Genomic DNA, 22,337 nt, shown 5'->3' with positions numbered 1-22,337 from the left:
ATTCATCGCGAATGAAGGACCGTGGTCGCCAGTGCAGGCGAACCTCGGTAGTAGAACGACAGTGGGCTGCGAAATATTCCGCGCGATGGAGTTGCACATCCCGTTTTTTAATCGTCTTGGGCGAATGACGCGGCATTGCCCGACGGAGATTTGTCATGAAAGAGCGTATCGACACGAGCCGTCGCTGGGCTGCGATCTTACTCGTCATTCCTTTGATGGTCGCGATTACGGCGGCACTGGCCGTCCATCACAGCGCGACGGCTGCTGGCACTCCACTCACGGTCGACCTACCGTTGGCGCACGTCGCCGACATCCCGCTGCCAGGTCGCGCCACCCGGCTCGATTACGAAAGCTACGATCCTGAGCGGCATCTATTGTTCATCGCACATCTCGGCGATAGCGAAGTAATCGTCTTCGATACGCAAAACTCACGTGTTGTGGCCCGCATTGGCAACATCGCCGCCGTTCATGGTGTCCTGGTGGTGCCGGCAGACTCCCGCGTGTACGCGTCGGCGACCGGCACGAACGAAGTTGTTGCCATCGACGAGGCAACCCTGAAAATCACCGCACGTATGCAGGGCGGCGTTTATCCGGATGGAACGGCATATTCACCGGACACCCGGAAACTCTATGTATCGGACGAGACAGGCCGCGCGTCACGCCGCTTCGGTGAGCACACCACTGGTCTGCAGCACGCTGGTCTTAGAGCATGCTGAATTTCCCTGGACGATCCGCAAGTCGATCCATCGTTTCCACCTGCTCGGCTTCGACTTGCGCAGTTTCAGGTGCTGGCTCCGGGCGTGACTTCAGCCAAAGCCCGAAGTCGCGCATGACCTCGACGACGGGTATTAGCCTTTGGCCGTCCTCGGTGAGCTGATACTCCACTTTCACCGGCACTTCGGCAAATACCGTCCGTTGCACCAAGCCGACCTGTTCGAGCGCTCGCAAATCAAGCGTCAACATGCGCTGCGATATCCCCGGGACATCCCTGCGAAGATCGTTAAATCGCTTCGGCCCGTCTAGCAGATACGACACCAGCAGCAGACGCCAGCGACCACCCAGCAAGCGCATTGCCTCTTCAACCGAACATCCTGTCGCACTTCTTTTCATTAGCTTGTTCCGCCCAAGTATATTTTTTGTACCTATATCACAAACTTCTGCCTTCTTCATTTCTCATCCCTGTTGGGCGATATTAGCTGCCGCACCATAAAGATCACGGAACATGTTTTCGACCATGAGGAAAATGCCATGAAGCTATATCACGCAGCCGGTAGTTGCTCGCAAGCGATTTGCATTGTCTTGCAGGAAACCGGATTGAATGCGGAAATCATTAACGTCGATGCCCGTAGGCACCTGTTGAATGACGGGACGAGCTACTACCGGGTTGCCGAGCTGGGGTACGTGCCGCTCTTGCAACTCGATGACGGAACGTTTTTGCGCGAAGGACCGGTTATCGCACAGTACCTTGCCGATCAGCGCCCAGAATCGGGATTGGCGCCAGCTCACGGTACGATGGAACGCTACCGGTTGCTGGAATGGCTCAACTTCCTGACTTCGGAAGTTCATAAAGGATTCATTCCGTTGCTCTATGCGGTTGCAGCGGGAAAATATGTCGATACAGCGAGGTCGAAGCTCGAAAGCAGATACGAATGGATTGATCGACAGCTAGGCGGTCGGCAGTTTCTTATGGGCAGAGACTTCTCTATCGCTGACGCCTATCTGTTCGCGCTAACCGGTTGGGGCAAGGCGACATGGATGAAGTCTGTTTACAACGCAAACATTGACTTCAGTTCGCACCGTCATCTTCAGTCGTGGTACGAGCGCGTTAGGGATAGACCATCGGTGCAGAGCGTGCCGAGTGCCGACGTTTGAGAGGCACTGAAAAATGATGCCAAATGTTCTCGTGCGGCGACGGTCTACCGTCGGCAGCAACGGCGCAACGTTCACAACGGATGCACGGTATGAGAGGCGGCGATCACCGAATTGGCCCTTGCCACGGCCGCCAGCATCTCGTCGGTGCTGTTGACGATGAAGATTGCCACGCCCCCAATGGCGGTGGCGGCCGTGGTGCCGCTGCACGCAGCGGCCTCACATGGGCCACAGGAACACGTCGTGCACATGCGATGACGGGGCGATATCGACGTCTCGCCGCTTTATCTTGCCGTTGTAAGTAGCCGTCACGCTGTACCGGCCATGCGGTAGCGACGCCAGCAGGAACGGGCCCGTGGTGGTCGTCTTCAGCACCGTATGGCCGTGCATGTCGGAGACCTGCACCGGTACATTTGCAAGGTAGTCGTTCCCACTTGCCGTTTTACCCGCGAACTCTAGCGTGAGCGGATATGTCGGCATGACTTCCTTGATAGCCGCTGACTGGCCGAGGCCGATTCCGCCGGTCAGGAAGGTCACCTCTCCCTCATGTTGTACCGCGGGTAGAGCTTGAGATGCCGCGAACGCGTATTGAACGCTTGCGGCCAGTGCCAGAGCAGTAAAGCCCACTTTCACGACTGAAGTCCGTTTCATTTCGAGCTCCTCAAGATATGCGGCGGCGACATGTGTGTGCCGCCACCGCTCTGCTAACCCATGTCGATGGTGACGAACCTGCGTTGGCCATGACGCTGGACCAGCAGCGCAAGCGCATTACCGCTGTTGCCGACTTTCTGTCGGAACTGTGCGGGACTTGACACGTGCGTGCTGTCGACCATCAGGATGATGTCTCCCGGTTCGATGCCGGCGACCGCGGCGGGTCCCGTGCTCTTCTCTACGCGGACGCCACCTTTGACACCTGCGTCGCGTTGCTCCTGCGCCGTCAAGCCACGCACCGTCAATCCATCCTCGGCACTTGTCTGCGCGGTTGCCCCAGCCCCAGCAGCAGCGGCATTCAGACGGCCGAGCGTGACTGTTGTGGCACGGGTGGTGTTATTGCGCCAGTACACGAGTTGAACGGGCGTGCCCGGTTTGAGATCGGCTACGGCGACGGGCAGTTGAGTCGAATCGGAAATATCAGCCCCGTTCATCTTCAGGATGACGTCGCCTGGCTCGAGACCCGACTTCGCGGTCGGTCCTTGCGGATCGACCGAGCTGACAAGCGCGCCCTCCGGTTTGCTTAGACCGAACGATTTCGCGAGCGGCCAGCTGACATCCTGAATCGTGACGCCAAGGCGTCCGTGTTCAGCCTTGTGGTCGAGCCGCAGCTGTTGTACGACTTTCATTGCCTCATCGATCGGCAGTGCGAACGCGAGTCCTCTAACGTTGCCGATCTCGTTGATGACGGGCATTTCAATACCGATTACATTGCCATTCAGACTGAAAATGGGACTGCCTGCATCGCCGACATTTTCGGTCATGTCGGTCTGAACAAGCGGTGCGTATGACACGCCAGGCAGGGACCGCGCCATGTTGCTGATGATGCCCGCGGTCACTGTGTTGTTCAGTCCGTAAGGGGAGCCGATGGAGGCGACCCACTGACCGGCCTTGTTGTCCGACCGTGAGCCAATCTTGACGGTCGGCAGGTTCGCCGCGGGAATCTTGAGCAATGCGATGCCGCTGGCTGGATCGTTGCCGACCACTGCGGCTTTGAACTCGCGGCCGTCGGTCAGCGTCACTTTGATTCGGGTCGCACGGGCCACCACGTTCGAGTCGGTGAGAATATAACCGTTGCCGTCGATGATGAATCCGGAGCCGCTGCGCCGCGAAAGCGAACCTGTCGCGCCCGGGAGTAGTCCAGAGGAGAACTGCCGGAGCAGTGGCGCAAACGGATCGTCTTCGCGCCCGGCCGGGGGCCACAGAGGGGTGAGGGCCGCAGCGGGCTGTGCGGCTGTTGCGCTGATATTGACGACCGCTTTGCCGTTTTCGCTGACGAGGCGCGAGAAGTCTGTCGCTAGCGTTGGCGCCTCGTCTCGCCCAGGTGGTCTGCCACCGGGCAACGATGCGCCAGAATCGGCATTGTTGGGAGCGGTTTGCGCCATGCAGCCCGCGGACACCACTGCGGCCAGACATTCCGCGAGCAGGAGACGCTTAAAATTATCGCGTCGCATCACATTACCCTCTACACGAGCAGCTGAGACGGGTTCACGCGCCTGTGCAGTGCGTGCTCCACGCTGCTGTGAATTCAATCTAGGTCGGTACTTTTAAAACAACCTTAAAAGCACTGGCGGATTGAATTGCGATTCCGCTAGCGGTTACGGCCTTTGCGTCCTATAACGTAAAAGCAGCAAGGTCTTATTGGTTAGGCTTTACAACGTCCTTTCACCAGCGCACTTATTGCGCATCCTTCTGCCCCGCCCGGTACCAGCCTCGCGTCATTACCCACGCAGTCATCGAATAAGTCCGGCTTTGGGCACCCACGGTGCAACAAGCCAACTTCGCATGTGCTCGGCCATGCAGCGTCAGAGACGGTGCTGTATGGCATTTGGCGCAGCGAAAGCACGAATCAGCAGGAGCGAAAAAGTGTAATGCGACCGTCGCTCGCGCGTGGGGATGCCAATCCCCTCGTTATTCCGGGGTCGTATTGTTCGCAACGTTGACGAAAAAGAGGTGACGAAATGAAAGTGCAACTTTTAACTGTACTCAGTGCGGTATCCCTGTTCGCGGTGACCGGCGCCGCCCACTCGCAGCAAATGCAACCGTCGGGCACAACTGACCCGTCGTCTGCCCAGCAGTCCATGACAACTGCTCAGCCGGCCACCACTATGGATCGCACTCCTGACATGGGATACGGACCCCAGCCCGGCGGAAGCAGCGGTAGCGGCAAAGCCAGAAACGGTGCCCCATGCGTGGTGGGCCTGTCCTGCGATATCTATGAGGGCAGCTAGCACGCCTGAGGTCGCCGATGTGAGCTTGCCTGCTATTGGCCAGTTCAAGATTCCAATCCAATCGAACTTTGTGGAGTACATAGAGATGAAACCGCTAAAAGTCGCGGCACCCATCGCCGCGGTTCTCGCATTCGGATACGTCCAGGCGCAAGATATGGCCCCTGCAACCCAACCCGCAAATCCCACCGCGTCTTCGACAGACTCTGTGGGTGGTGTCGCCGCCACGAGGAGCGACGCTGGCGCGCCAATGGGAAAGACCCGCGCCCAGGTCAAGCATGAGCTCGAGCAAGCACGCCAATCGGGCGAATTCGACCGCCTGAACGCGGAGTATGGAGGGCAATAAAGCCGACTGCGCCGCGCGGCGAGTGCTGGCCCGCCCGGAGCCGGCCGCCGCGCGGGTCGATGATCCAAGAACTGACGCGCCTTTCCATCGGCACCCCGACGCAGATAGCGATAGCGGGCGGGCGCAAAGTCAGGCATGGAACGTGCTGCCCGATCACATCTTCGGGATGGCACGACATGAACCAGCATTGCAATACCGGCGACCATGCAGCGCCATGCGCCACGCCCAGCGACTCCCCTGGACCTGACGACTGGTGCAAGCAATGGGTGAGCACCGTTACCGACTACGCCGTGATCGGCCTTTCGCCGGAAGGGATCATCCGTACGTGGAACATCGGGGGCGAGCGCATTCACGGTTTTTCGGCGCATGAAGTCATCGGTCAGCGTTTCGACATTTTCCACACGCAGGAGGATCGCGACAAAGCCAGTGCCGCTGCGTCGCTGGACATCGCCCGAAAGACCGGGCGCTGCGAGTCGGAGGGCTGGCGCATCAGGAAGGACGGATCCCGGTTCTGGGCCAACGTCGTGATCACCGTCCTGACCGATGACACGGGTCGGGTGCTCGGCTTTGGCAAGATCGTGCGCGACATGACGGACAAAAAGAACGCGCACGACGCCGTCGTCGAGAGCGAGGGACGCTTCCGCATGTTGGTGAACGGCGTGACGGACTACGCCGTTTTCATGCTATCGCCCGATGGCATCATCACGAACTGGAATGCCGGTGCTCGCCGCATCAAGGGATACAGCGCCGAGGAAATCATTGGCTCGCATTTCTCGCGCTTCTATACGCCCGAGGATGTCGCGGCCGGCTTGCCGCAACGCGGACTGTCGATTGCAGCTAGCGAGGGTCGGTTCGAAGCGGAGGGCTGGCGCGTACGCAAGGATGGCAGGCGGTTCTGGGCGCATGTCGTGATCGATGCCATCCGCCACGAAGACGGATCGCTCGCCGGTTTTGCAAAAATTACCCGTGACATCACCGAACGCATGGAGGCGAACCGGGCGCTGGAGGAAGCGCGCAAGGCGCTGTTCCAGTCGCAGAAGATGGAAGCGGTCGGCAAACTGACGGGGGGCGTTGCGCACGACTTCAACAATGTCCTGCAGATACTGCGCGGCAACCTCGAGTTGCTCGACAACCGGCATTTCGGCGATGCGTGGACCCGCGAACGACTCGGGAAGGCGATCGCTGCCGTCGATCGCGGGTCGAAGCTCGCCGCGCAGCTGCTAGCGTTCGGACGCCAGCAGCCGTTACAGCCGGTCGTCATCAACCTGGCCTCCGCGCTGCGCGGTATGGACGATCTTCTGCGCCGGGCGCTCGACGAGACGATAGAGGTGGAGACGGTCGTTGCGGGAGGACTGTGGAACACACTCGTCGATATCCACCAGCTGGAGAACGTGATCCTCAATCTCGCCATCAACGCGCGGGATGCGATGCCTCATGGAGGCAAGCTGACGATGGAACTTTCCAATGCCATGCTTGGCGACGACTACGTCGCTGTCGTGCCCGACGTCGCGGCTGGCCAGTATGTGATGCTGGCGGTCACCGACACGGGTACCGGCATGACACAGGATGTGCTGGAACGCGCTTTCGACCCTTTCTTTACAACCAAACCCGATGGAAAAGGTACGGGCCTTGGGTTGAGCATGGCGTACGGCTTCGTGAAGCAGAGCGGCGGTCATATCCGGATCTATAGCGAAGTCGGCCACGGCACGACCGTCAAGCTTTATCTGCCCCGGTCGAGCCGGCCGGCAGTCGAACCGCCGCCGCGGGTGGTGCCTGCCCCAAAGGGCGGGACCGAAACGATTCTTGTCGTCGAGGACGACAGGAACGTGCAATCAGTCGCAGTCGAGACGCTCTCCGATTTTGGCTATCACGTGCTGAAGGCGGACGACGCGGAGCAAGCCCTCGCGGTGTTGCGCAGCGGTATCCACGTCGATCTCGTCTTTTCCGATGTCGTCATGCCGGGCCCTATTCGCAGCACGGACATGGCCGCACTGGCAGTCGTCCTGCTGCCGCATCTGAAGGTGCTTTTCACTTCGGGATACACGCAGAATGCCGTCGTCCATGGCGGTAGGCTGGACCCCGGCGTGGAGTTGCTCAGCAAGCCGTATAGCCGGGAGCAACTCGCGCACAAGGTGCGGCAGCTGCTTGACGGCCGGGACAGCATGCGCAGTGAAAGCTCGCGGTCGGCGGCGCCTGCGGACAGTGCAGTCCCCCTACGTATTCTGCTGGTCGACGATGACGTGAATTTGGCCCAGGCAATGAATGAACTGATCAGCTTGCTCGGCCATTCGTCGAAGTTCACTACGTCGCCATCGCAGGCGCTCGACTGGTTGCAGGATGAGCCGTTCGATGTGCTGATCACGGACCTCAGCATGCCCGACATAGATGGAATGGAAGTCGCGAAGCGGGCAACGGCAGGATCGCCGTCGATGTTCGTGGTGTTTTCTTCCGGTCACGAAATGCCGGTGTTACCGTCGTTGCCGTTTCGCTGGGCGGCGTTGCGCAAACCGTTCACTATCGACGAGCTCGGTGCGGTACTCAGTGACTTATGAGACCACGAATTTATGTTGCGGCGCGGCGAAAATAAGCCTATAACCATCCATGTGGATGTTGCTTGGATGGAAAAATGGAAAAACCCGCGTTGCGAAGCACGAGTCGGCCCAAGGGTGGCGAGTCGGAAAAAATTACGATCAACCTCGGCCCAATCGACCTCGGTCAAATCGATCTGCTGGTGGAAGAAGGCTTTTATTCGAACCGGACCGATCTGATTCGAACCGCTATTCGCAATCAATTGGCGCTGCATGCGCAGGTCGTTCAGGAAACGGTGACACGCCGTGCGCTTGTGCTCGGCCTGCAGCATTTTTCGCGGCAGGATCTCGAGGCAGTTCGTGCCGCTCATCAGCGGCTGACCATCCAGGTGCTCGGACTCGCCAGCATCGCAAGCGACGTCACACCGGAGCTCGCCCTCGCGACCATCGAAAGCGTCGCGGTGTTGGGGGCCTTTCACGCATCGACTGCCGTCAAGACGGCGCTCGCGGACAGAATCCGCTAGCAGCGCAACGTCCGACATTTAATCCTTAACGGACCGACACAATGAAACTCGAAGAAGGTTTTCTGAACTCGATGCGCGAAGCGATGACCTTGCTGCGCACTCGCGGCCCCGCCGAAGCTACGCGAGCGATACAACGTCTCGTGCGAGGCGAAACCGATGGCGTCATGAACGAGGCGGCGTCGCGCGGCACCACCTCGCAAGCCGGCCCCGAGGTGTTCGAAGCGCCGACGAAAAGAGGCGCTGAAACGCTCCACGCGCGAGAAGCCCGCGTTGACGTCGAGGACCGGGGACATTTCAGTACGCATGCTTATTCGAATGCCGCAGGTCGCCGCCAATACCGGCTGTATGTGCCGGCAGGCAGCCGCGACGAGCCGCTGCCATTGATCGTGATGTTGCACGGTTGCACACAGAACGCCGACGATTTCGCGGCAGGCACGCAGATGAATGCGCTGGCGGAGCGGCACCGATTTCTTGTCGCCTATCCCGAGCAGCCGCAGCAGGCCAACCCGTCGAAGTGCTGGAACTGGTTCAAGCCAGATGATCAGCGTTGCGAACGCGGTGAGCCGTCATTGATCGCAGGCATAACCCGCGAAATTGTCGCCGGCCACAACGTCGATCCCGCGCGCGTGTATGTCGCAGGTCTGTCCGCGGGTGGCGCAATGGCGGCGATCATGATTGACGCGTATCCCGAACTGTACGCGGCGGCGGGCGTGCATTCCGGTCTTCCGGCAGGATGCGCGCACGATCTTCCCTCCGCGCTTGCGGCGATGAAAGGCGGCAACCGTTCGAGACGGGCGCGGCAGGCCATGCACGATGCGGCTGCGTTACCGAAACGGCCGATGATCGTATTTCACGGCGACGCGGACACCACGGTTCACATACGGAATGCCATGCAGCTTGTTCAGGGTTTCGACGCACGACCGCATGACGGCCGCGAACAGCGTGGGAGCGATGCAGGTCGGCGTGCGTGCACGGTTTCCCAACTGGTTTCCGCGGACGGTATCGACGCCGAACTATGGACTATTCACGGAGCCCGGCACGCGTGGGCAGGCGGCAATGCGCGGGGCAGTTACACCGACCCCGCCGGTCCGGACGCGAGCGCGGAAATGCTGCGATTCTTTCTTGAGCACCCTCAGCGCCGGGCCGTGGAACTCGACATCGGCCCCGACCTTGCTGCATAGAATCCATGATCGATGCGCCGCATCGCGAGAATCCTCCCACTGCCTCGCCGATACATATCGGATGTGCCGGATGGGCGCTGTCGGCCAAGGTAGCGGCGCGATTTCCAGCGCAGGGTAGCCATCTCGAGCGGTATGCGCAGGTCTTTCCTACGGTCGAAATCAATTCGTCGTTCTATCGTTCGCATCAGCCGAAAACCTATGCTCGGTGGGCTGCCAGCGTGCCCGACGCATTCCGGTTCTCTGTCAAGGTTCCGCGGAGAATTTCGCACGAACTCAGATTGCGTGACGCGGATGCCGCCGTTAGCGAATTCGTGCAGGAACTGGCGCCGCTGGGTGAGAAATTGGGCTGCCTGTTGCTGCAGTTGCCGCCCAGCCTGGCGTTGGATGAGGTCGCGACAGGAGACTTCTTTTCGCTGCTACGTGGCCGCACGGCAGCGCATGTCGTCTGCGAACCACGCCACGCAAGCTGGTTTACCGAAGAGGGCGCGCGAACGCTGAAAAATGCCGGGATCGCTTGCGTGCGCGCGCATCCGTCGCCGGTCGCCGGGGTCGAACCGATGGGCGATCCGGGTACGCTGTACATCCGTCTGCATGGCTCGCCAGAGATTTACTACTCGGCATATGACGAGACGTTCATCGAAGCGGTGGCTGCGCGGATTATCGACGCTCGAAACTCAGCCACCGAGGTCTGGTGCATTTTCGACAATACCGCGCGCGGCGAGGCGGTTCCTAACGCTCTGACATTGATGGAGAAACTGGAGAAAGCCGCTTGCTGAGACAAGCGCAACCCGCGGCGCGGCTTTCATGCGATTTGCATCGAATAAATGCGCTCTTCGAGGGTAGAGACAGTGGTCGATCCAAACGCAAAAATCGCACGCAACCCGCGGATCGGCGAGCCCGAGTCTGACGCGTCTTCACGCGGCAGAGATTCTTTCCTATGCTTGAAGCAACGACGAGCCCGCCGGAGCCGCCATGGCCTCGCCGTAGGGGCGCGGGGGCGCACGCCTGCGCCGCCGGATCGAATCAAAAGCCGCCGTTCGCGCACGTTTTGACGGTTAACCGGTCGCCGGTCGGCCTGGATGGCAACGTTTGCATTTCCGAACACACAAACGGAGCATCGCGATGAAGCGGCGCGATTCACCTCAGCCGGTTACGATGTTCGAAGCTCTGATTCCGATTGCCGGCCTCGTCTTTCTCGTCGGTCTCTCGTTTTACCTGTTCGGCGATGGCGGTGCGAACGGGCCGAACCAGGTGGCGCTCGTCGTGGCGACCATGCTGGCCGTCTTTGTCGGCTGGCGTCGCGGTCATTCGCTCGCTTCGCTTGGCGAGGCCGCGAATGCAAGCGTCAGCTCCGGGATTGGCGCGATTCTCATCCTGTTCGCGGTCGGCGCGCTGATCGGCACGTGGGCGCTCTGCGGCACGATCGTCGCCATGGTCTATTACGGGCTGAAATTGCTGAGCCCGGACTACTTTTACGTCTCGGCGGCTGGAATCTGCGCGGTGATCTCGTTCGCCATCGGGACCTCGTGGACTGTCGCGGGTACGATCGGGATCGGCCTCATGGGCATTGCACAGAGCATGGGCCTCAGCCCTGCCATTACGGCCGGTGCAGTGATTTCCGGCGCTTATTTCGGCGACAAGTCTTCGCCGCTCTCGGACACCGCGAATCTTGCGGCCGCTGCCGCGGGTGTCGATCTGTATCAACACGTGCGCGAGACGCTGCTGACATCACTCATGACGATCGTCGTCACGCTGGCCGTGTTTTATCTGCTTGGCCGTCCGGGCGACTTCGATGCTAGCGCCGAGGTTGCAGCAATGCAGAGCGAATTCTATATATCGCCCGTATTGTTCCTGCCGCTCATCCTCGTCGTCGTGCTGACGCTGTTCCGGCTTCCGCCATTTACCACCATCTTTCTCGGTGCGCTCGCGGGCGCAGTGGTTGCGGTTTTCGTCGAGCCAGCGCGTGTCATCGCGTTTGCCTCGGCCCGAGAGGGCGTGCCGGCCCCGATTGCGATGCTCAAAGGCGTATGGCTTGCGCTTGGGAGCGGCTACAAGTCTACGACTGGAAATCCAGCGCTTGATACGCTCCTGACTCGCGGCGGTATGGACAGCATGTTGAATACCATCTGGCTGATCATCACGGCACTGGCATTCGGAGGGGTGGTAGAGAAGTGCGGTGCGATAGAACGCCTGATTGCCCCGGTAGCCGATTGGGCCAGGAGCGGTGGGGCGCTGGTCGGTTCCCTGGTATTGGCGACCATCGCGACGAACATCGTTACGGCAGACCAGTTCATCGCGGCCGTGCTGCCGGCCCGGATGTTCAGGAGTGCATTCGCGGCACGCGGCTACGCGCCCGTGGTGTTATCGCGTTCTGTTGGTGATTCGGCCACGACCACAGGCGCGCTGATCCCCTGGAATAGTTGCGGGGCGTTTATGGCAGTGACCCTTGGCGTGCCGACGCTCAGCTACGCACCCTTTGCTGTGTTTTGCGTGGTGAGTCCGTTGCTGACGGTGGCAATCGCCTATGCCGGCATCCGCATGCCACGTGTGCCCGCTGCCCAAACCCAAACCTCAACGGCAGGCGGACCGCCAACTTCAGTCCATGAAGACTCCAAACAGAATTGAGGCGTCTTTTCCTTCGAGTCGTGAGGCGCCCTCGCGCGTGGCCGGTATGCGCCGCGCGATGCGCCTCGAGCCTATTGCAAGCGTTCTTCCGTCCGACGGACCGGGTACCCACTCTGACCCGCAGTCGGCAATACTGTAAGGAGCAACCACGATGAAAATGCAACGAAACGCTCCCCGGATCGCGTCGACCCTGCTCGCCGCGGCGTTCACACTCGTTCAGGCAGGCGTCGCAGTGGCGCAGACGAGTGCTCCGGAGACCGCTAGCGAGATCCACAGGACCGGCATGCCACCGACGCAGCAGCAGGGCGACATATCGTTCGTCACCGGCGGAGTCGGTCGCGACGAGTCGACCGCGCTGCGGCAGGCACGAAGGCAGTGGCCGCTGTCTCTGCAGTTCACCGGTCCCGGTGCGAGCTATGTGGCCGACGTCCAGGTGCAAGTTGCCAAAGCTGGCGGCACGGCGGTGCTCGATACCACCTCGCATGGTCCGTACCTGCTGGCGCGGCTGCCTCCGGGACGCTATACGGTCAGCGCCACTTACAGCGGCGTGACGAGAAGGCAGAGCGTGAACGTCCGCGGTAATGGCAGCGCGCGTGCGACATTCGCGTTTCCGTCCAGCCACTGAGCGAGGTGCCGGCGGCGTGCCGAAGGTCGCGCGCGCCGCGTTCGGTGAGCAAGTCGCGAGGACCGAACCCGAGCCTTCTCATCGACTGCCTCACGCCTTGAGGGCGTCTTTCCCCTTCGGCCCGAGCAACGGCAAGTCGCGGGTCCGCACGCCGGTCGCGTCGTCGATCGCGTTCGCGAGCGCCGCGGCGGCCGGGCCTTGCGCCGCCTCTCCGACACCGAGGAATGGCAGGCCCGGCCGGTCGATCAACAGCACGTCCACGCGTTTGGGCACCGACGCGAAACGCATGATCGGATAAGTGCTCCAGTCGAAGCTCGTGATGCGTTGCCGGTCGAAATGCGTTTCTTCATAGAGCGTCCAGCTCGCGGTTTGCAGAATGCCGCCTTCGATCTGATTGCGCACGCCGTCCGGATTCACGATCTGCCCGCAATCGACGGCCGCGACGACGCGCTCGATGCTGAGCTCGCCGGTATCGCGCATGACCGTCACATCCATCGCGACGGCAAGGTAGGCCATCAGGTTCTTGTATTGGGCAAACGCAAAGCCGGTTCCCTGCGAGCGCGGGCTCGACCCGCCCGATCGCCCGGTGCGGGCTCGCCAGCCGAATTGATCGGCCACGGCGCGAATGACGTCACCGGCGCGCGGATCATCGAGATGCTTGAGACGAAATGCAACCGGGTCGGCGTGCGCGGCTCTGGCGAGCTCGTCGATGAAGCTCTCGATCGCGAACACGTTCATGTGCGCGCCCAGCGAGCGCATGGCGGACACGCGTATCGGCATCGTGGGCACGAAATGATGCTGCACGTGCAGACTGGGCACGCGATATAGCGGAATGCTGTTGCGATCGCCTCCGCCTTCCGGCATCGGAATCGGCTTCGGCGGCGCGGGGATGAACGGTTGCGCCAGCAGTTGCGCGGGCAATAGGCGCCCCGCATTCTCGATGCGGTTGTTATGCGTGTTGCTCCATAGCTCGTAACGCCACTCGGCAATCGTGCCGGTCGCATCGAGCGTGGCGCTCGCCTCGACGGTCATCGCCGGGCCGAACGGCTCCCACAGGTGTTCCTGTTCGCGCATGAATTGCACGCGCACCGGGCGGCCGGGCAGCTCGCGTGCGATGAGGGCGGCGTCGGCCGCGACATCGTCCGCGCCGTTGTGTCCGTAGCAGCCCGAACCTTCTACATGCACGCAGCGCACGTTATCGGGCGGCAAGGCGAGCATTTCGGCGATGCCCGCGCGCAGCGGGTAGACGCCTTGCGTGTGCGTCCACACGGTCATCACGCCCTGGTCGAGTTGCGCGACGGCGCATGATGGTCCAATCGAGCCATGCGTCAGATACGGCCTGGAATAGCGCGCCCGCCACGTCGTCCCGGGCACGGCCGCGCCTGTCGCTGTGTGCTGATCGGCCACCGCGATTTCCTGCGAAGGCAGCGACATCAGCAACGCGTGGATGTTCGCCGGATCGGGCAGGGGCGGCCCGGGCTGCCATTGCGCGGCGAGCGCGAGCTCACGCATCGCGAGGATCGCGCGCCATTCGTCGTCCGCCACCACCGCGAGATAGTTGCCGTTGCGCACGACCTTGATGACGCCGGGCAGCGCCTCGACGCGCCCGCTATCGACTGCAACGAGGCTCGCGCCATAAGACGGCGGCCGCACGACGCGGGCATGCAGCATGCCGTGCAGCCGCAGGTCCTGCACATAGCTCGCGCCGCCCGTCACCTTGCCCGGAATATCCACGCGCGGCAGCGCATGGCCAATCAGCGCGTATGACGATGGCGGCTTGGTCGCGGCATCGGGCTGTGCGTTCTGATGGAGGTTCGCGTAACGCGCGGCTTCGCCATAGGTCACGCGTCTGCCATCGGCGGCAACGACGGCGCCGTCGCTCGTCGTGAGGGCCGATGCGTCCACGCCGAGCTGCGAGGCCGCGCTCGCGATGAGCAGCGTGCGCACCTGAGCCGCGGCGTTGAGGATCGCGGTGCCGCTGTCCGCCATCGTGTGACTGCCTGCGGTGTAGCCTTCATTCGGCGTTGCGGCGGTGTCGGCGGTGATCAGCTCGATTGCGTGAGGCGCGAGATCCAGCTGTTCCGCGGCGACCTGCAGGAGCGCGGTGCGAATGCCTGTGCCAAGCTCCGCTTTGCCCGTGCATACGCTCACGCGGCCGTCAGGCGCGACCTTGATCCACGCATCGAGCAACGGCGTGGCCTTGAGACTGCCCGGCAGTTTCGGAGCGCTCGCCTTGAAGGTGCCCGCTTCGGTGGTGGTTTGCGCGAGCGCGGCCATGCCAGGCACGATCGCGAAGCTCACCATCAGCGAGCCGCCAACGATGAAGCGGCGCCGCGCCGGGTCGTCCGGGCCGCAGTGATGAGCGACGGGGAATGCGCGGCCGTCGCTCATGACTGTGCTCCGTCGTCCGCAGACGGCGAACCCGTCGCGACTTGCCCGATCGCCGCGAGAATGCGCATGTGCGTGCCGCAGCGGCACAGGTTCGGCTGCATGTGGCGGCGGATCTGTTCATCGGTCGGGTGCGGGGTCCGCTCGAGCAGCGTGTGCGCGCGCATGATCATGCCGGCGATGCAATAGCCGCATTGCGCGGCTTGTTCGCCGATGAACGCTTGCTGAAGGGGTCCCGGACGTTCCGCGGTGCCCAGTCCTTCGACGGTTAGCACTGGCCGATCGCCAACGGCCACGACCGGCATGAGGCAGGAGAACACCGGCTCACCGCCGACGCTCACCGTGCATGCGCCGCATTGACCGAGACCGCAGCCGAACTTCGCGCCATCGAGCTGCAACGGGTTGCGCAGCACGTAGAGCAGCGGCGTGGACGGGTCGACATCGACCGTATGACTGACACCGTTGACGTTGAGTGTAATCATCGTGGCAAGCCGTCCTTGCGAAGATGCGCGACCACGCCGGCGTCGAGCGAGGGCCATGAGCCGCGTGCGGTGAAGCGCTCGCGCGTGTAGTTGGCGAGCTCCGCTATCTGCGCATCCGTGAATGTGCCGGCGAAAGATGGCATGAAGGGCGCGCTATCGCTTTCCTGCCAGTCGATGCCATCGAGGATCACGCGAACGGTGTTGCGTGGGCTGTCGGCGTTCACGGCCGTGGAAACGGACAGCAGCGGTCGAGCGCCATCGTTCGACATCGGCGCGCCTGGCGCATGGCACGACGCGCAGGCCGCTGCGAAAAGATTCGCGCCGCCGCGGGGCTCGGTCGAAACGGGCACGCTCGCAGCGGAAGCGGGGGCCGAAGCGACGGCATGCTCAGGCACGCTTCGGGCCCCGGTTGGCAGCGCCAGCAGATACGCGGCAATCGCCTCCACGTCAGAGGCGGATGCGTCGGCGAGCATGCGCGTGACATCGCGCATCGGACCTGCTGCCGCTCCATGTGCGCTCGCGAGGCCGGTGCGCAGATAGCTGACGAGCTGTGCCTGCGTCCAGGGCGTCGGGCGTGACGCGAGGTCGGTGAGCGCGGGAGCGTCCCATCCCTCGATCGTGCCGCCTTGCAGCGCCTCGTCGCGGCGCTCCGCGCCGAGCCGGTTGAGCGGCGTGTGGCACGCACCGCAATGGCCAAGGCTTTCGACCAGGTAACGCCCGCGTGCGACGTCTGGCGCTTCGGAGGGGGACGGCGCTGCTTCGGCACCGGTATGCAGATAAAGCAGATTCCACACGGCCATGATGGGCCTGAAGCCGAGCGGGAAGATCAGCTCGTTGTGCGGCGTACGAGCGTTGACGGGAGCGCGGCTCATCAGCCACGCATACAGCGAGCCGATATCGGCATCGCTGATGTGTGTGAAGTGAGGATACGGGAACGCGGGATAGAGCAGATGGCCGTCGCCGGATACGCCGCGCCGCATCGCGCGTGCGAACGCGTCGAGCGACCAGCCGCCGATGCCGGTGTCGGTGTCCGGCGTGATGTTGGTCGAGTAAATGACGCCGAAGGGTGTTTTCAGTGGCACTCCGCCTGCGAGCGGTTGGCCGCCCGCCACGGTGTGGCACGTGACGCAATTGCCAACGGCTGCGAGCTTCGCGCCGCGCCGCACGGCCTCGGTATCGCTGCTGACCGCGAAGGGCGCGGCCACGGGCGTCTGCGCGGGCTCCCATGCACGCGCGGCGTGTCCGCCGCATGCGGCCATGAGGGCAACGAGAATAACGGCCACTCCTAACGTTGCCGCCCGTCTGCATTTCATCTAGCCTCCATCGCCGAGCCGCCCGCGCGTCATGGTTCCAGCCTACGTCGCGGCGCTGGTCGACGCAAGGTGCGTTCCTGACCCGCACGCGGAAGCGACGCGGCCGTGACCGCCCGCGCATTGTTCAGCCACGTTAGCTAGTCTTTTCAGCGGACGACTCTTTTTCCGACGTGAGACCCGGCCTACAGTGTCAGACTTCAAACTGGCATCAAGGTCATCATGCACATCGATACACCGACGGCTCCAGCATCCCTGGAAGAAAACGCAACATCCGCGGCCCAGTGGCTATCCGTCATAGCGGTAGCGGTGAGCGCATTTGCGTTCGTCACGGCCGAATTTTTGCCTGTCGGGCTGTTGCCGCAAATTGCCCACGATCTTGGCGTGTCGACCGGTGTCGCCGGTCTCATGGTCACCACGCCTGGCGTAATGGCCGCAATATTGGCGCCGACGCTGATCGTCAGCGCGGGTCGCATGGACCGGCGCTACGTTTTTCTGCTTCTCACCGCGGTGCTGCTGATCGCGAACGTGGTGTGCGCAGTCGCACCGAACCTGCCGGTCATGCTGGTGGGACGTGCATTGCTCGGCGGCGCGTTAGGGGGCTTCTGGACTTTGGCGACGGCCGCCGCTCCGCGACTCGTGCAAGCAAAGGATGCCGCTAGAGCGACCGCGACGATTCTGACCGGCGTGACCTGCGCAACCGTGATCGGTGTGCCGCTCGGCACCTTTATCGCGTCGTTTGCATCGTGGCGGATGGCGTTCGCCGCCACCGCGGGGCTCGTTTCGCTCGCGCTATTGGCGCAAGCGTTCCTCGTGCCCTCGCTGCCGTCGGCATCGGCGTTGCGGATCGCCGATTTCAAAACATTGCTTGGCCGGCCTCATACGAGGTTGAGCATGGTGATGGTCGGGCTCGTCTTCGGCGCGCATTTCTCGACCTACACGTACATCGCTCCGCTGCTCGAGCACGACTTCTCGTTGAGTGTCATCACGCTGTTGCTGTTCGGATTCGGTCTGATCGGCTTCTTCTCCAATGCGTTGACGTCGATGGTGATTTCGGACCATCTAAAGAAATCTGTCGCCGCGATGGTTCTGCTGCTATTGGGCGCGATGTCGTCGATGTTGCTGCTCGAGCATTCGCCGATCGGCGAGACTGCGGGGATGCTGCTTTGGGGAATCGCGTTCGGAGCGCTTCCGCTTTGCTTTAGCGTATGGATTCAGCGCGGCACGACAGACTTGCCCGAAGCGGGGTCGGCCATGTTCGTCAGCATCATCCAGGTCGCGATCGCCGTGGGTTCGGCAGTGGGGGGCACGATTGTCGACCGTGCGGGCGTTCACGCTGACTTCACGCTGGGACTTGGACTCGCGCTACTCGGCCTCGTGGCACTGCAACGGCTTGCTGTAATGGAACGTCCGGCCACGGCGTCTTCTCTTGATTGCGCCTGCGACGCGTCGGCTGACTGACGCAACAACGAACGGTACGGCGCGGGACCGCGCCGCGCTTGCCAGCCGGGGCGACGTCGCGGCCAGGAGACGCGATTCCTCAAGCCGCCGCCGTCTTCCCGGCTCACCGACGCGAAATCGGGAAAGTCCCCTCAAGCGCGCAGATTCGACACACATCGCTGCAGCACCTTGCGCAGCGTATCGACCGGAATTTCCGTCAAACCGTCCAGCATGGACGCCTCGAGCGTATCGATCGCCGAATCGCACTCCTGCAATACCCGGCGTCCTTCGTCGGTCAGGAACAGATGGATCAGTCGACCGTGGGTAGGATGTCCAACGCGTCCGACCCAACCGTTTGCCTCCATTGTCTTGACAACCTCGTTGGCCGACTGCGGCGTGATGAGCGAGCGTTCGGCGAGTTTCGCGTTGGTCATCGCGCCGCTGGCGCTGATGACGGACAGCGCAGTGAACTGAGGCAAGGTCAGCCCGAATTCGCCGAGCACATCGATAAAACTGCGTTTGAGCAATCGGTCCAACTGGCCGATCACATAGGAAACGCGGGCAGCTGGCGCACTGGCTTTCGTTGAACCGGCCAGTTTGGCATGGGGCGTTCGCCGCTTCTCCATTGTCTTGATCATTATCAGGTTGCCTTAGGTGTTTCTACCAGGCATATCATATTCTACTTTCAATATCAGGCATCCTGAGACTAGACTCATCATGGATTCCGAGGGACGCTTTTGGAAAGGTTCTGATAAATGGCGCGAGACCATTGTCAGAAATCTTCTCTTTCCCTTGGCCGCTTCGTCGAAGAACGAAGCGTAGCGCGCCACTGGCAATTCAATCAAAAAGGTGAAGGAGACGTCATGTCAAGCATTGCGAATCGGTCGAGTGCCGCAGGCTCCAGTACTGCATTAACGTTGGCACTATGCTTTCTCGTCGCGGTACTGGAGGGTATCGACCTGCAGTCCACCGGCGTCGCGGCGCCTCGAATGGCCCATGAGTTCGGTTTGTCGGTGAGCCAGTTGGGGCTCGCTTTCAGCGCCGGCATGTTCGGGCTTTTGCCGGGCGCCATGATCGGTGGGAGACTCGCCGACAGAATCGGCCGCAAGCGCGTTCTGATGATGTCGATGGCGGTATTCGGCATCTTCTCGATCGCGACCGCGCAAGTGTGGAGTTTCGAAAGTCTGCTCATTGCTCGCGTGCTCACGGGCATTGGGCTCGGCGGCGCGATGCCGAACCTGATCGCGTTGTCTTCCGAGGCGGTCGATCCGCGTCACCGCAATACTGCGGTCAGCGTCATGTATTGCGGTATGCCGCTCGGCGGCGCGCTTGCCGCGTTGATCGCGGTGCTGAGCGCGGGTCCTACCGCGTGGCGTCATATCTTTTACGTGGGCGGAGCCGGACCGCTGATCATCATTCCGCTGCTGATGCTGCTGCTGCCCGAGTCCCGTGAATTCGCCACGAGGTCGCGGGAATTCACTACGTCGGACAAGCCGCTTCTTTCGACGCGCGAAGTCCTGTTCGGCGAGGGGCGCGCCGCGGCGACGATCGGTATCTGGATCAGTTTCTTCTGCACGCTGATCGTTCTTTACTTCCTGCTGAACTGGTTGCCTTCGTTGACCGTGGGGCGCGGCATGAGCCGTTCGCAGGCCGGGATCGCGCAGATCTTTTTCAACGTCGGGAGTGTGATCGGCGTGCTGGGCATCGGTCTGCTGATGGACCGGTTCAGGCAAGGCCTGTCTGTCGCGGCAATCTATGCTTGTGTCGTCGGTGCATTGGTCGCGCTTTCGCAGGTCTCCAGTATCGAGACGCTATCCGTTGCCGTGCTGTTTGCCGGGATGGGTGTCGTCGGAGCGCAGTCGATGCTGTATTCGCTGTCCGCCGCCAGTTATCCGACCAGCGTACGCGGTACGGGTGTCGGCGCAGCGGTGGCGGTGGGGCGCGTCGGGTCCATTGTCGGCCCCGTGGCCGCCGGGCAATTGCTTTCGATGGGAAAGAGCTCTGCTCTCGTTATCGGCGCCAGCGTGCCGGTGACGATCATCGCGGCGATTACCGCATTGCTCGTCATCCGCTCCAACGCCGGGAAACGATAACTCGCCGTTGATGGACTCATCTGGCCCGGCGTTCTCGCGCCGGGCCATTTTCATGCGTCATTCGTCATGTGTCATGCGTCGGCCCGCAAGCCGAGCAACGTGACCGCGTTTTCTTTCAGAATGAGCGGCCTGACCTCGGGCTTGATGTCGAGCGTGTCGAAATCTTCGAGCCAGCGGTCCGGGCGGATCAGCGGGAAGTCGGACGCGAACAGCACCCTGTTGCGCAACAGCGTGTTCGCATACTTGACCAGCTCGGCCGAAAAGTACTTCGGCGACCAGCCCGACAGATCGATATACACGTTTGGCTTATGGAGTGCGATCGACAACGCCTGCTCCTGCCACGGCCAGGATGGATGCGCGATCACGATCTTCATGTCGGGGAAGTCGGCGGCGACATCGTCGAGGTAGATCGGCTCCGAATACTTCAGGCGCAAGCCGCCGCCGCCGCGCATGCCCGAGCCCATGCCCGAATGTCCACTGTGAAAAACCGCCGGTAGCCCGTACTCGGCAATCACTTCGTATAGCGGATACGCAATGCGATCGTTGGCGAAAAAGCCTTGCATCGTGGGATGAAACTTGAAACCGCGCACGCCGTGCTCCTCGATGAGCCGGCGCGCTTCGCGCGCGCCGAACTTGCCTTTGTGCGGATCGATGCTGGCGAACGCGATCATGATGTCCGGGTTTTTCCGCGCGAACTCCGCGACCTCTTCGTTCGAAATGCGACGACGCCCGATGTTCGCTTCGCAGTCGACGGTAAACATCACGAAGCCGATATTGCGCTCCCGATAGTGTTCGATCGTTTCGGGAATGGTCGGGCGGCGCCCCTGTTTGAGCACGGTGCCGAAGTATTTGTCGGCGGCTTCATCGAATTCTTTGGCAAACAGGTCGGGCGGTTGGCAGCACGACACCTCGGCGTGCACGTGGGTGTCGATGGCCTTGAGTTGATCGATGTTCAATGACGTCTCCTATCTGTAATCCAGGCTGAAACCCAATGCGAGGGTTGAACGGATCGGCCGCGCGGTTAGGGGTTTGTACCGACACATCCATATTGTACTTTACATATCAGGTCGCCTGATATTAAATTGCACTGAAGCCGCAAGGGCGGCATTGATACGGAGATGCAGATGAGTTACGAAGGACGCTGGGAAACGGTCAACGTCACGGTGGAAGGCGGAATCGCCTGGGTCGCGTTCAATCGTCCGGACAAGCGCAATGCGATGAGCCCGACGCTGAACAAGGAAATGATCGACGTTCTCGAAACGCTCGAACTCGACGCCGAAGCCCAGGTTCTCGTGCTGACCGGTGAAGGCAGCGCGTGGACGGCCGGCATGGACCTGAAGGAATATTTCCGCGAAGTGGACGCGGGTCCGGACGTGCTGCAGGAGCGGATTCGCCGCGACGCGAGCCGTTGGCAATGGCAATTGCTGCGCATGTATTCGAAGCCGACCATCGCGATGGTCAACGGCTGGTGCTTCGGCGGCGGCTTCTCGCCGCTCGTCGCCTGCGATCTCGCGATCGCCGCGGACGAAGCCGTGTTCGGCCTGTCCGAGATCAACTGGGGCATTCCGCCGGGCAACCTCGTGAGCAAGGCGATGGCCGACACCGTCGGGCATCGTGAAGCGCTGTACTACATCATGACCGGCGACACCTTCACGGGTGAGCAAGCCGCGAAGATGGGTCTGGTGAACAAAAGCGTGCCGCTTGCGCAACTGCGCGACGAGACGATCGCTCTTGCGGCGAAACTGCTGAACAAAAACCCGGTGGTGCTGCGCAACGCGAAGCATGGCTTCAAGCGTTCGCGTGAACTCACGTGGGAGCAGAACGAAGACTACCTGTACGCGAAGCTCGACCAGGCGAACTATCGCGATCCGGAAGGCGGCCGCGAACAGGGCTTGAAGCAGTTCCTCGACGACAAGAGCATCAAGCCGGGCCTGCAGGCCTACAAGCGCTAAGCGGCGCACTTCAGCGGGACCGACCGAGGAGACGA

The 22,337-nt window shown here is 61.9% G+C and carries 18 protein-coding genes and 1 pseudogene; 11 read left to right on the top strand and 8 right to left on the bottom strand.

The genetic code is table 11. The features are described 5' to 3' along the window. Window positions 1-155 precede the first annotated feature (155 nt). Window positions 156-650, top strand: a pseudogene (locus BJG93_RS27080) (YncE family protein); the annotation flags it as partial. Window positions 651-702: 52 nt separating this feature from the next. Here BJG93_RS27080 and BJG93_RS27075 read toward each other — a convergent pair. Continuing rightward, complete coding sequence (locus BJG93_RS27075; protein WP_082194518.1) at window positions 703-1,110, bottom strand: winged helix-turn-helix transcriptional regulator; 408 nt, start codon at window positions 1,108-1,110, stop codon at window positions 703-705. A gap of 138 nt (window positions 1,111-1,248) precedes the next feature. On the opposite strand from BJG93_RS27075, the gene BJG93_RS27070 reads away from it, so the two are divergent. Beyond that, window positions 1,249-1,872: a glutathione binding-like protein gene (locus BJG93_RS27070; RefSeq protein WP_027195159.1), complete on the top strand. Its 624-nt coding sequence runs from the start codon at window positions 1,249-1,251 to the stop codon at window positions 1,870-1,872. Window positions 1,873-2,088: 216 nt separating this feature from the next. Here BJG93_RS27070 and BJG93_RS27065 read toward each other — a convergent pair whose 3' ends face one another. Next, a complete protein-coding gene (locus BJG93_RS27065; RefSeq protein WP_034477979.1) occupies window positions 2,089-2,520 on the bottom strand; it encodes a peptidase associated/transthyretin-like domain-containing protein in 432 nt (143 codons plus the stop codon). A 53-nt stretch (window positions 2,521-2,573) separates the two neighbouring features. Then, window positions 2,574-4,034, bottom strand: coding sequence for a trypsin-like peptidase domain-containing protein (locus BJG93_RS27060; RefSeq protein WP_231337528.1), 1,461 nt, complete (start codon window positions 4,032-4,034; stop codon window positions 2,574-2,576). A gap of 1,179 nt (window positions 4,035-5,213) precedes the next feature. Here BJG93_RS27060 and BJG93_RS27055 point away from each other — a divergent pair. The 6 genes from BJG93_RS27055 to BJG93_RS27030 all read left to right on the top strand — a co-directional run bounded on the left by BJG93_RS27055 (window position 5,214) and on the right by BJG93_RS27030 (window position 12,637). Further along, window positions 5,214-7,706 (top strand): PAS domain S-box protein, encoded by a 2,493-nt coding sequence (locus BJG93_RS27055; RefSeq protein ID WP_231337527.1) that lies wholly within the window; start codon window positions 5,214-5,216, stop codon window positions 7,704-7,706. Between the two features lie 74 nt (window positions 7,707-7,780). Beyond that, window positions 7,781-8,206: a CopG family transcriptional regulator gene (locus tag BJG93_RS27050; protein ID WP_027195154.1), complete on the top strand. Its 426-nt coding sequence runs from the start codon at window positions 7,781-7,783 to the stop codon at window positions 8,204-8,206. A 41-nt stretch (window positions 8,207-8,247) separates the two neighbouring features. Further along, window positions 8,248-9,387 (top strand): extracellular catalytic domain type 1 short-chain-length polyhydroxyalkanoate depolymerase, encoded by a 1,140-nt coding sequence (locus BJG93_RS27045; protein WP_051374245.1) that lies wholly within the window; start codon window positions 8,248-8,250, stop codon window positions 9,385-9,387. 5 nt (window positions 9,388-9,392) lie between these two features. Continuing rightward, complete coding sequence (locus BJG93_RS27040) at window positions 9,393-10,163, top strand: DUF72 domain-containing protein (protein WP_027195153.1); 771 nt, start codon at window positions 9,393-9,395, stop codon at window positions 10,161-10,163. Between the two features lie 346 nt (window positions 10,164-10,509). Further along, window positions 10,510-12,012 (top strand): Na+/H+ antiporter NhaC, encoded by a 1,503-nt coding sequence (nhaC, locus tag BJG93_RS27035; protein WP_027195152.1) that lies wholly within the window; start codon window positions 10,510-10,512, stop codon window positions 12,010-12,012. A gap of 151 nt (window positions 12,013-12,163) precedes the next feature. Next, entirely contained in the window at window positions 12,164-12,637 is a 474-nt protein-coding gene (locus tag BJG93_RS27030) for a carboxypeptidase-like regulatory domain-containing protein (protein ID WP_027195151.1), read from the top strand. A 90-nt stretch (window positions 12,638-12,727) separates the two neighbouring features. Here the strand turns inward: BJG93_RS27030 and BJG93_RS27025 are convergent, their stop codons facing one another. The 3 genes from BJG93_RS27025 to BJG93_RS27015 are packed head-to-tail and all read right to left on the bottom strand — an operon-like array spanning window position 12,728 to window position 16,820. Then, the gene (locus BJG93_RS27025; RefSeq protein WP_027195150.1) at window positions 12,728-15,028 is read right to left on the bottom strand and encodes a xanthine dehydrogenase family protein molybdopterin-binding subunit; all 2,301 of its coding nucleotides are present in this window, start codon (window positions 15,026-15,028) and stop codon (window positions 12,728-12,730) included. Next, window positions 15,025-15,507 carry a (2Fe-2S)-binding protein gene (locus BJG93_RS27020; protein WP_027195149.1) on the bottom strand — a complete coding sequence of 161 codons (483 nt, stop codon included), beginning with the start codon at window positions 15,505-15,507 and terminating at the stop codon, window positions 15,025-15,027. Before BJG93_RS27020 ends, BJG93_RS27025 begins: the two co-directional genes overlap by 4 nt. Continuing rightward, complete coding sequence (locus tag BJG93_RS27015; protein WP_027195148.1) at window positions 15,504-16,820, bottom strand: cytochrome c; 1,317 nt, start codon at window positions 16,818-16,820, stop codon at window positions 15,504-15,506. Before BJG93_RS27015 ends, BJG93_RS27020 begins: the two co-directional genes overlap by 4 nt. A gap of 219 nt (window positions 16,821-17,039) precedes the next feature. Here BJG93_RS27015 and BJG93_RS27010 point away from each other — a divergent pair, with 219 nt between their 5' ends. After that, window positions 17,040-18,278, top strand: coding sequence for an MFS transporter (locus tag BJG93_RS27010; protein WP_027195147.1), 1,239 nt, complete (start codon window positions 17,040-17,042; stop codon window positions 18,276-18,278). Window positions 18,279-18,409: 131 nt separating this feature from the next. Here BJG93_RS27010 and BJG93_RS27005 read toward each other — a convergent pair whose 3' ends face one another. Beyond that, entirely contained in the window at window positions 18,410-18,895 is a 486-nt protein-coding gene (locus tag BJG93_RS27005) for a MarR family winged helix-turn-helix transcriptional regulator (RefSeq protein WP_027195146.1), read from the bottom strand. 225 nt (window positions 18,896-19,120) lie between these two features. On the opposite strand from BJG93_RS27005, the gene mhpT reads away from it, so the two are divergent. Then, window positions 19,121-20,350 carry a 3-(3-hydroxy-phenyl)propionate transporter MhpT gene (gene mhpT, locus BJG93_RS27000; RefSeq protein ID WP_034477974.1) on the top strand — a complete coding sequence of 410 codons (1,230 nt, stop codon included), beginning with the start codon at window positions 19,121-19,123 and terminating at the stop codon, window positions 20,348-20,350. Between the two features lie 71 nt (window positions 20,351-20,421). On the opposite strand, the gene BJG93_RS26995 is transcribed toward mhpT, so the two are convergent. After that, window positions 20,422-21,306: an amidohydrolase family protein gene (locus tag BJG93_RS26995; protein ID WP_027195144.1), complete on the bottom strand. Its 885-nt coding sequence runs from the start codon at window positions 21,304-21,306 to the stop codon at window positions 20,422-20,424. A gap of 168 nt (window positions 21,307-21,474) precedes the next feature. Here BJG93_RS26995 and BJG93_RS26990 point away from each other — a divergent pair, with 168 nt between their 5' ends. Further along, window positions 21,475-22,302: a p-hydroxycinnamoyl CoA hydratase/lyase gene (locus tag BJG93_RS26990; protein WP_027195143.1), complete on the top strand. Its 828-nt coding sequence runs from the start codon at window positions 21,475-21,477 to the stop codon at window positions 22,300-22,302. The last annotated feature ends 35 nt before the right edge of the window (window positions 22,303-22,337 follow it).

Source organism: Paraburkholderia sprentiae WSM5005, assembly GCF_001865575.2.
Taxonomy (GTDB): domain Bacteria; phylum Pseudomonadota; class Gammaproteobacteria; order Burkholderiales; family Burkholderiaceae; genus Paraburkholderia; species Paraburkholderia sprentiae.
The sequence above is the reverse complement of the archived record's forward strand: the minus strand, read 5'-3'. Positions and strand labels throughout refer to the sequence as shown.

Coding starts and splice junctions, on each gene's coding strand:
- BJG93_RS27060 (WP_231337528.1), bottom strand. CDS start 4,034: ATGCGACGCGATAATTTTAAGCGTCTCCTGCTCGCGGAATGTCTGGCC.
- nhaC (WP_027195152.1), top strand. CDS start 10,510: ATGAAGCGGCGCGATTCACCTCAGCCGGTTACGATGTTCGAAGCTCTG.
- BJG93_RS27070 (WP_027195159.1), top strand. CDS start 1,249: ATGAAGCTATATCACGCAGCCGGTAGTTGCTCGCAAGCGATTTGCATT.
- BJG93_RS27040 (WP_027195153.1), top strand. CDS start 9,393: ATGATCGATGCGCCGCATCGCGAGAATCCTCCCACTGCCTCGCCGATA.
- BJG93_RS26990 (WP_027195143.1), top strand. CDS start 21,475: ATGAGTTACGAAGGACGCTGGGAAACGGTCAACGTCACGGTGGAAGGC.
- BJG93_RS27075 (WP_082194518.1), bottom strand. CDS start 1,110: ATGAAAAGAAGTGCGACAGGATGTTCGGTTGAAGAGGCAATGCGCTTG.
- BJG93_RS27045 (WP_051374245.1), top strand. CDS start 8,248: ATGAAACTCGAAGAAGGTTTTCTGAACTCGATGCGCGAAGCGATGACC.
- BJG93_RS27010 (WP_027195147.1), top strand. CDS start 17,040: ATGCACATCGATACACCGACGGCTCCAGCATCCCTGGAAGAAAACGCA.
- BJG93_RS27005 (WP_027195146.1), bottom strand. CDS start 18,895: ATGATCAAGACAATGGAGAAGCGGCGAACGCCCCATGCCAAACTGGCC.
- BJG93_RS27020 (WP_027195149.1), bottom strand. CDS start 15,507: ATGATTACACTCAACGTCAACGGTGTCAGTCATACGGTCGATGTCGAC.
- BJG93_RS27050 (WP_027195154.1), top strand. CDS start 7,781: ATGGAAAAACCCGCGTTGCGAAGCACGAGTCGGCCCAAGGGTGGCGAG.
- mhpT (WP_034477974.1), top strand. CDS start 19,121: ATGTCAAGCATTGCGAATCGGTCGAGTGCCGCAGGCTCCAGTACTGCA.
- BJG93_RS27065 (WP_034477979.1), bottom strand. CDS start 2,520: ATGAAACGGACTTCAGTCGTGAAAGTGGGCTTTACTGCTCTGGCACTG.
- BJG93_RS27025 (WP_027195150.1), bottom strand. CDS start 15,028: ATGAGCGACGGCCGCGCATTCCCCGTCGCTCATCACTGCGGCCCGGAC.
- BJG93_RS27030 (WP_027195151.1), top strand. CDS start 12,164: ATGAAAATGCAACGAAACGCTCCCCGGATCGCGTCGACCCTGCTCGCC.
- BJG93_RS27055 (WP_231337527.1), top strand. CDS start 5,214: ATGATCCAAGAACTGACGCGCCTTTCCATCGGCACCCCGACGCAGATA.
- BJG93_RS27015 (WP_027195148.1), bottom strand. CDS start 16,820: ATGAAATGCAGACGGGCGGCAACGTTAGGAGTGGCCGTTATTCTCGTT.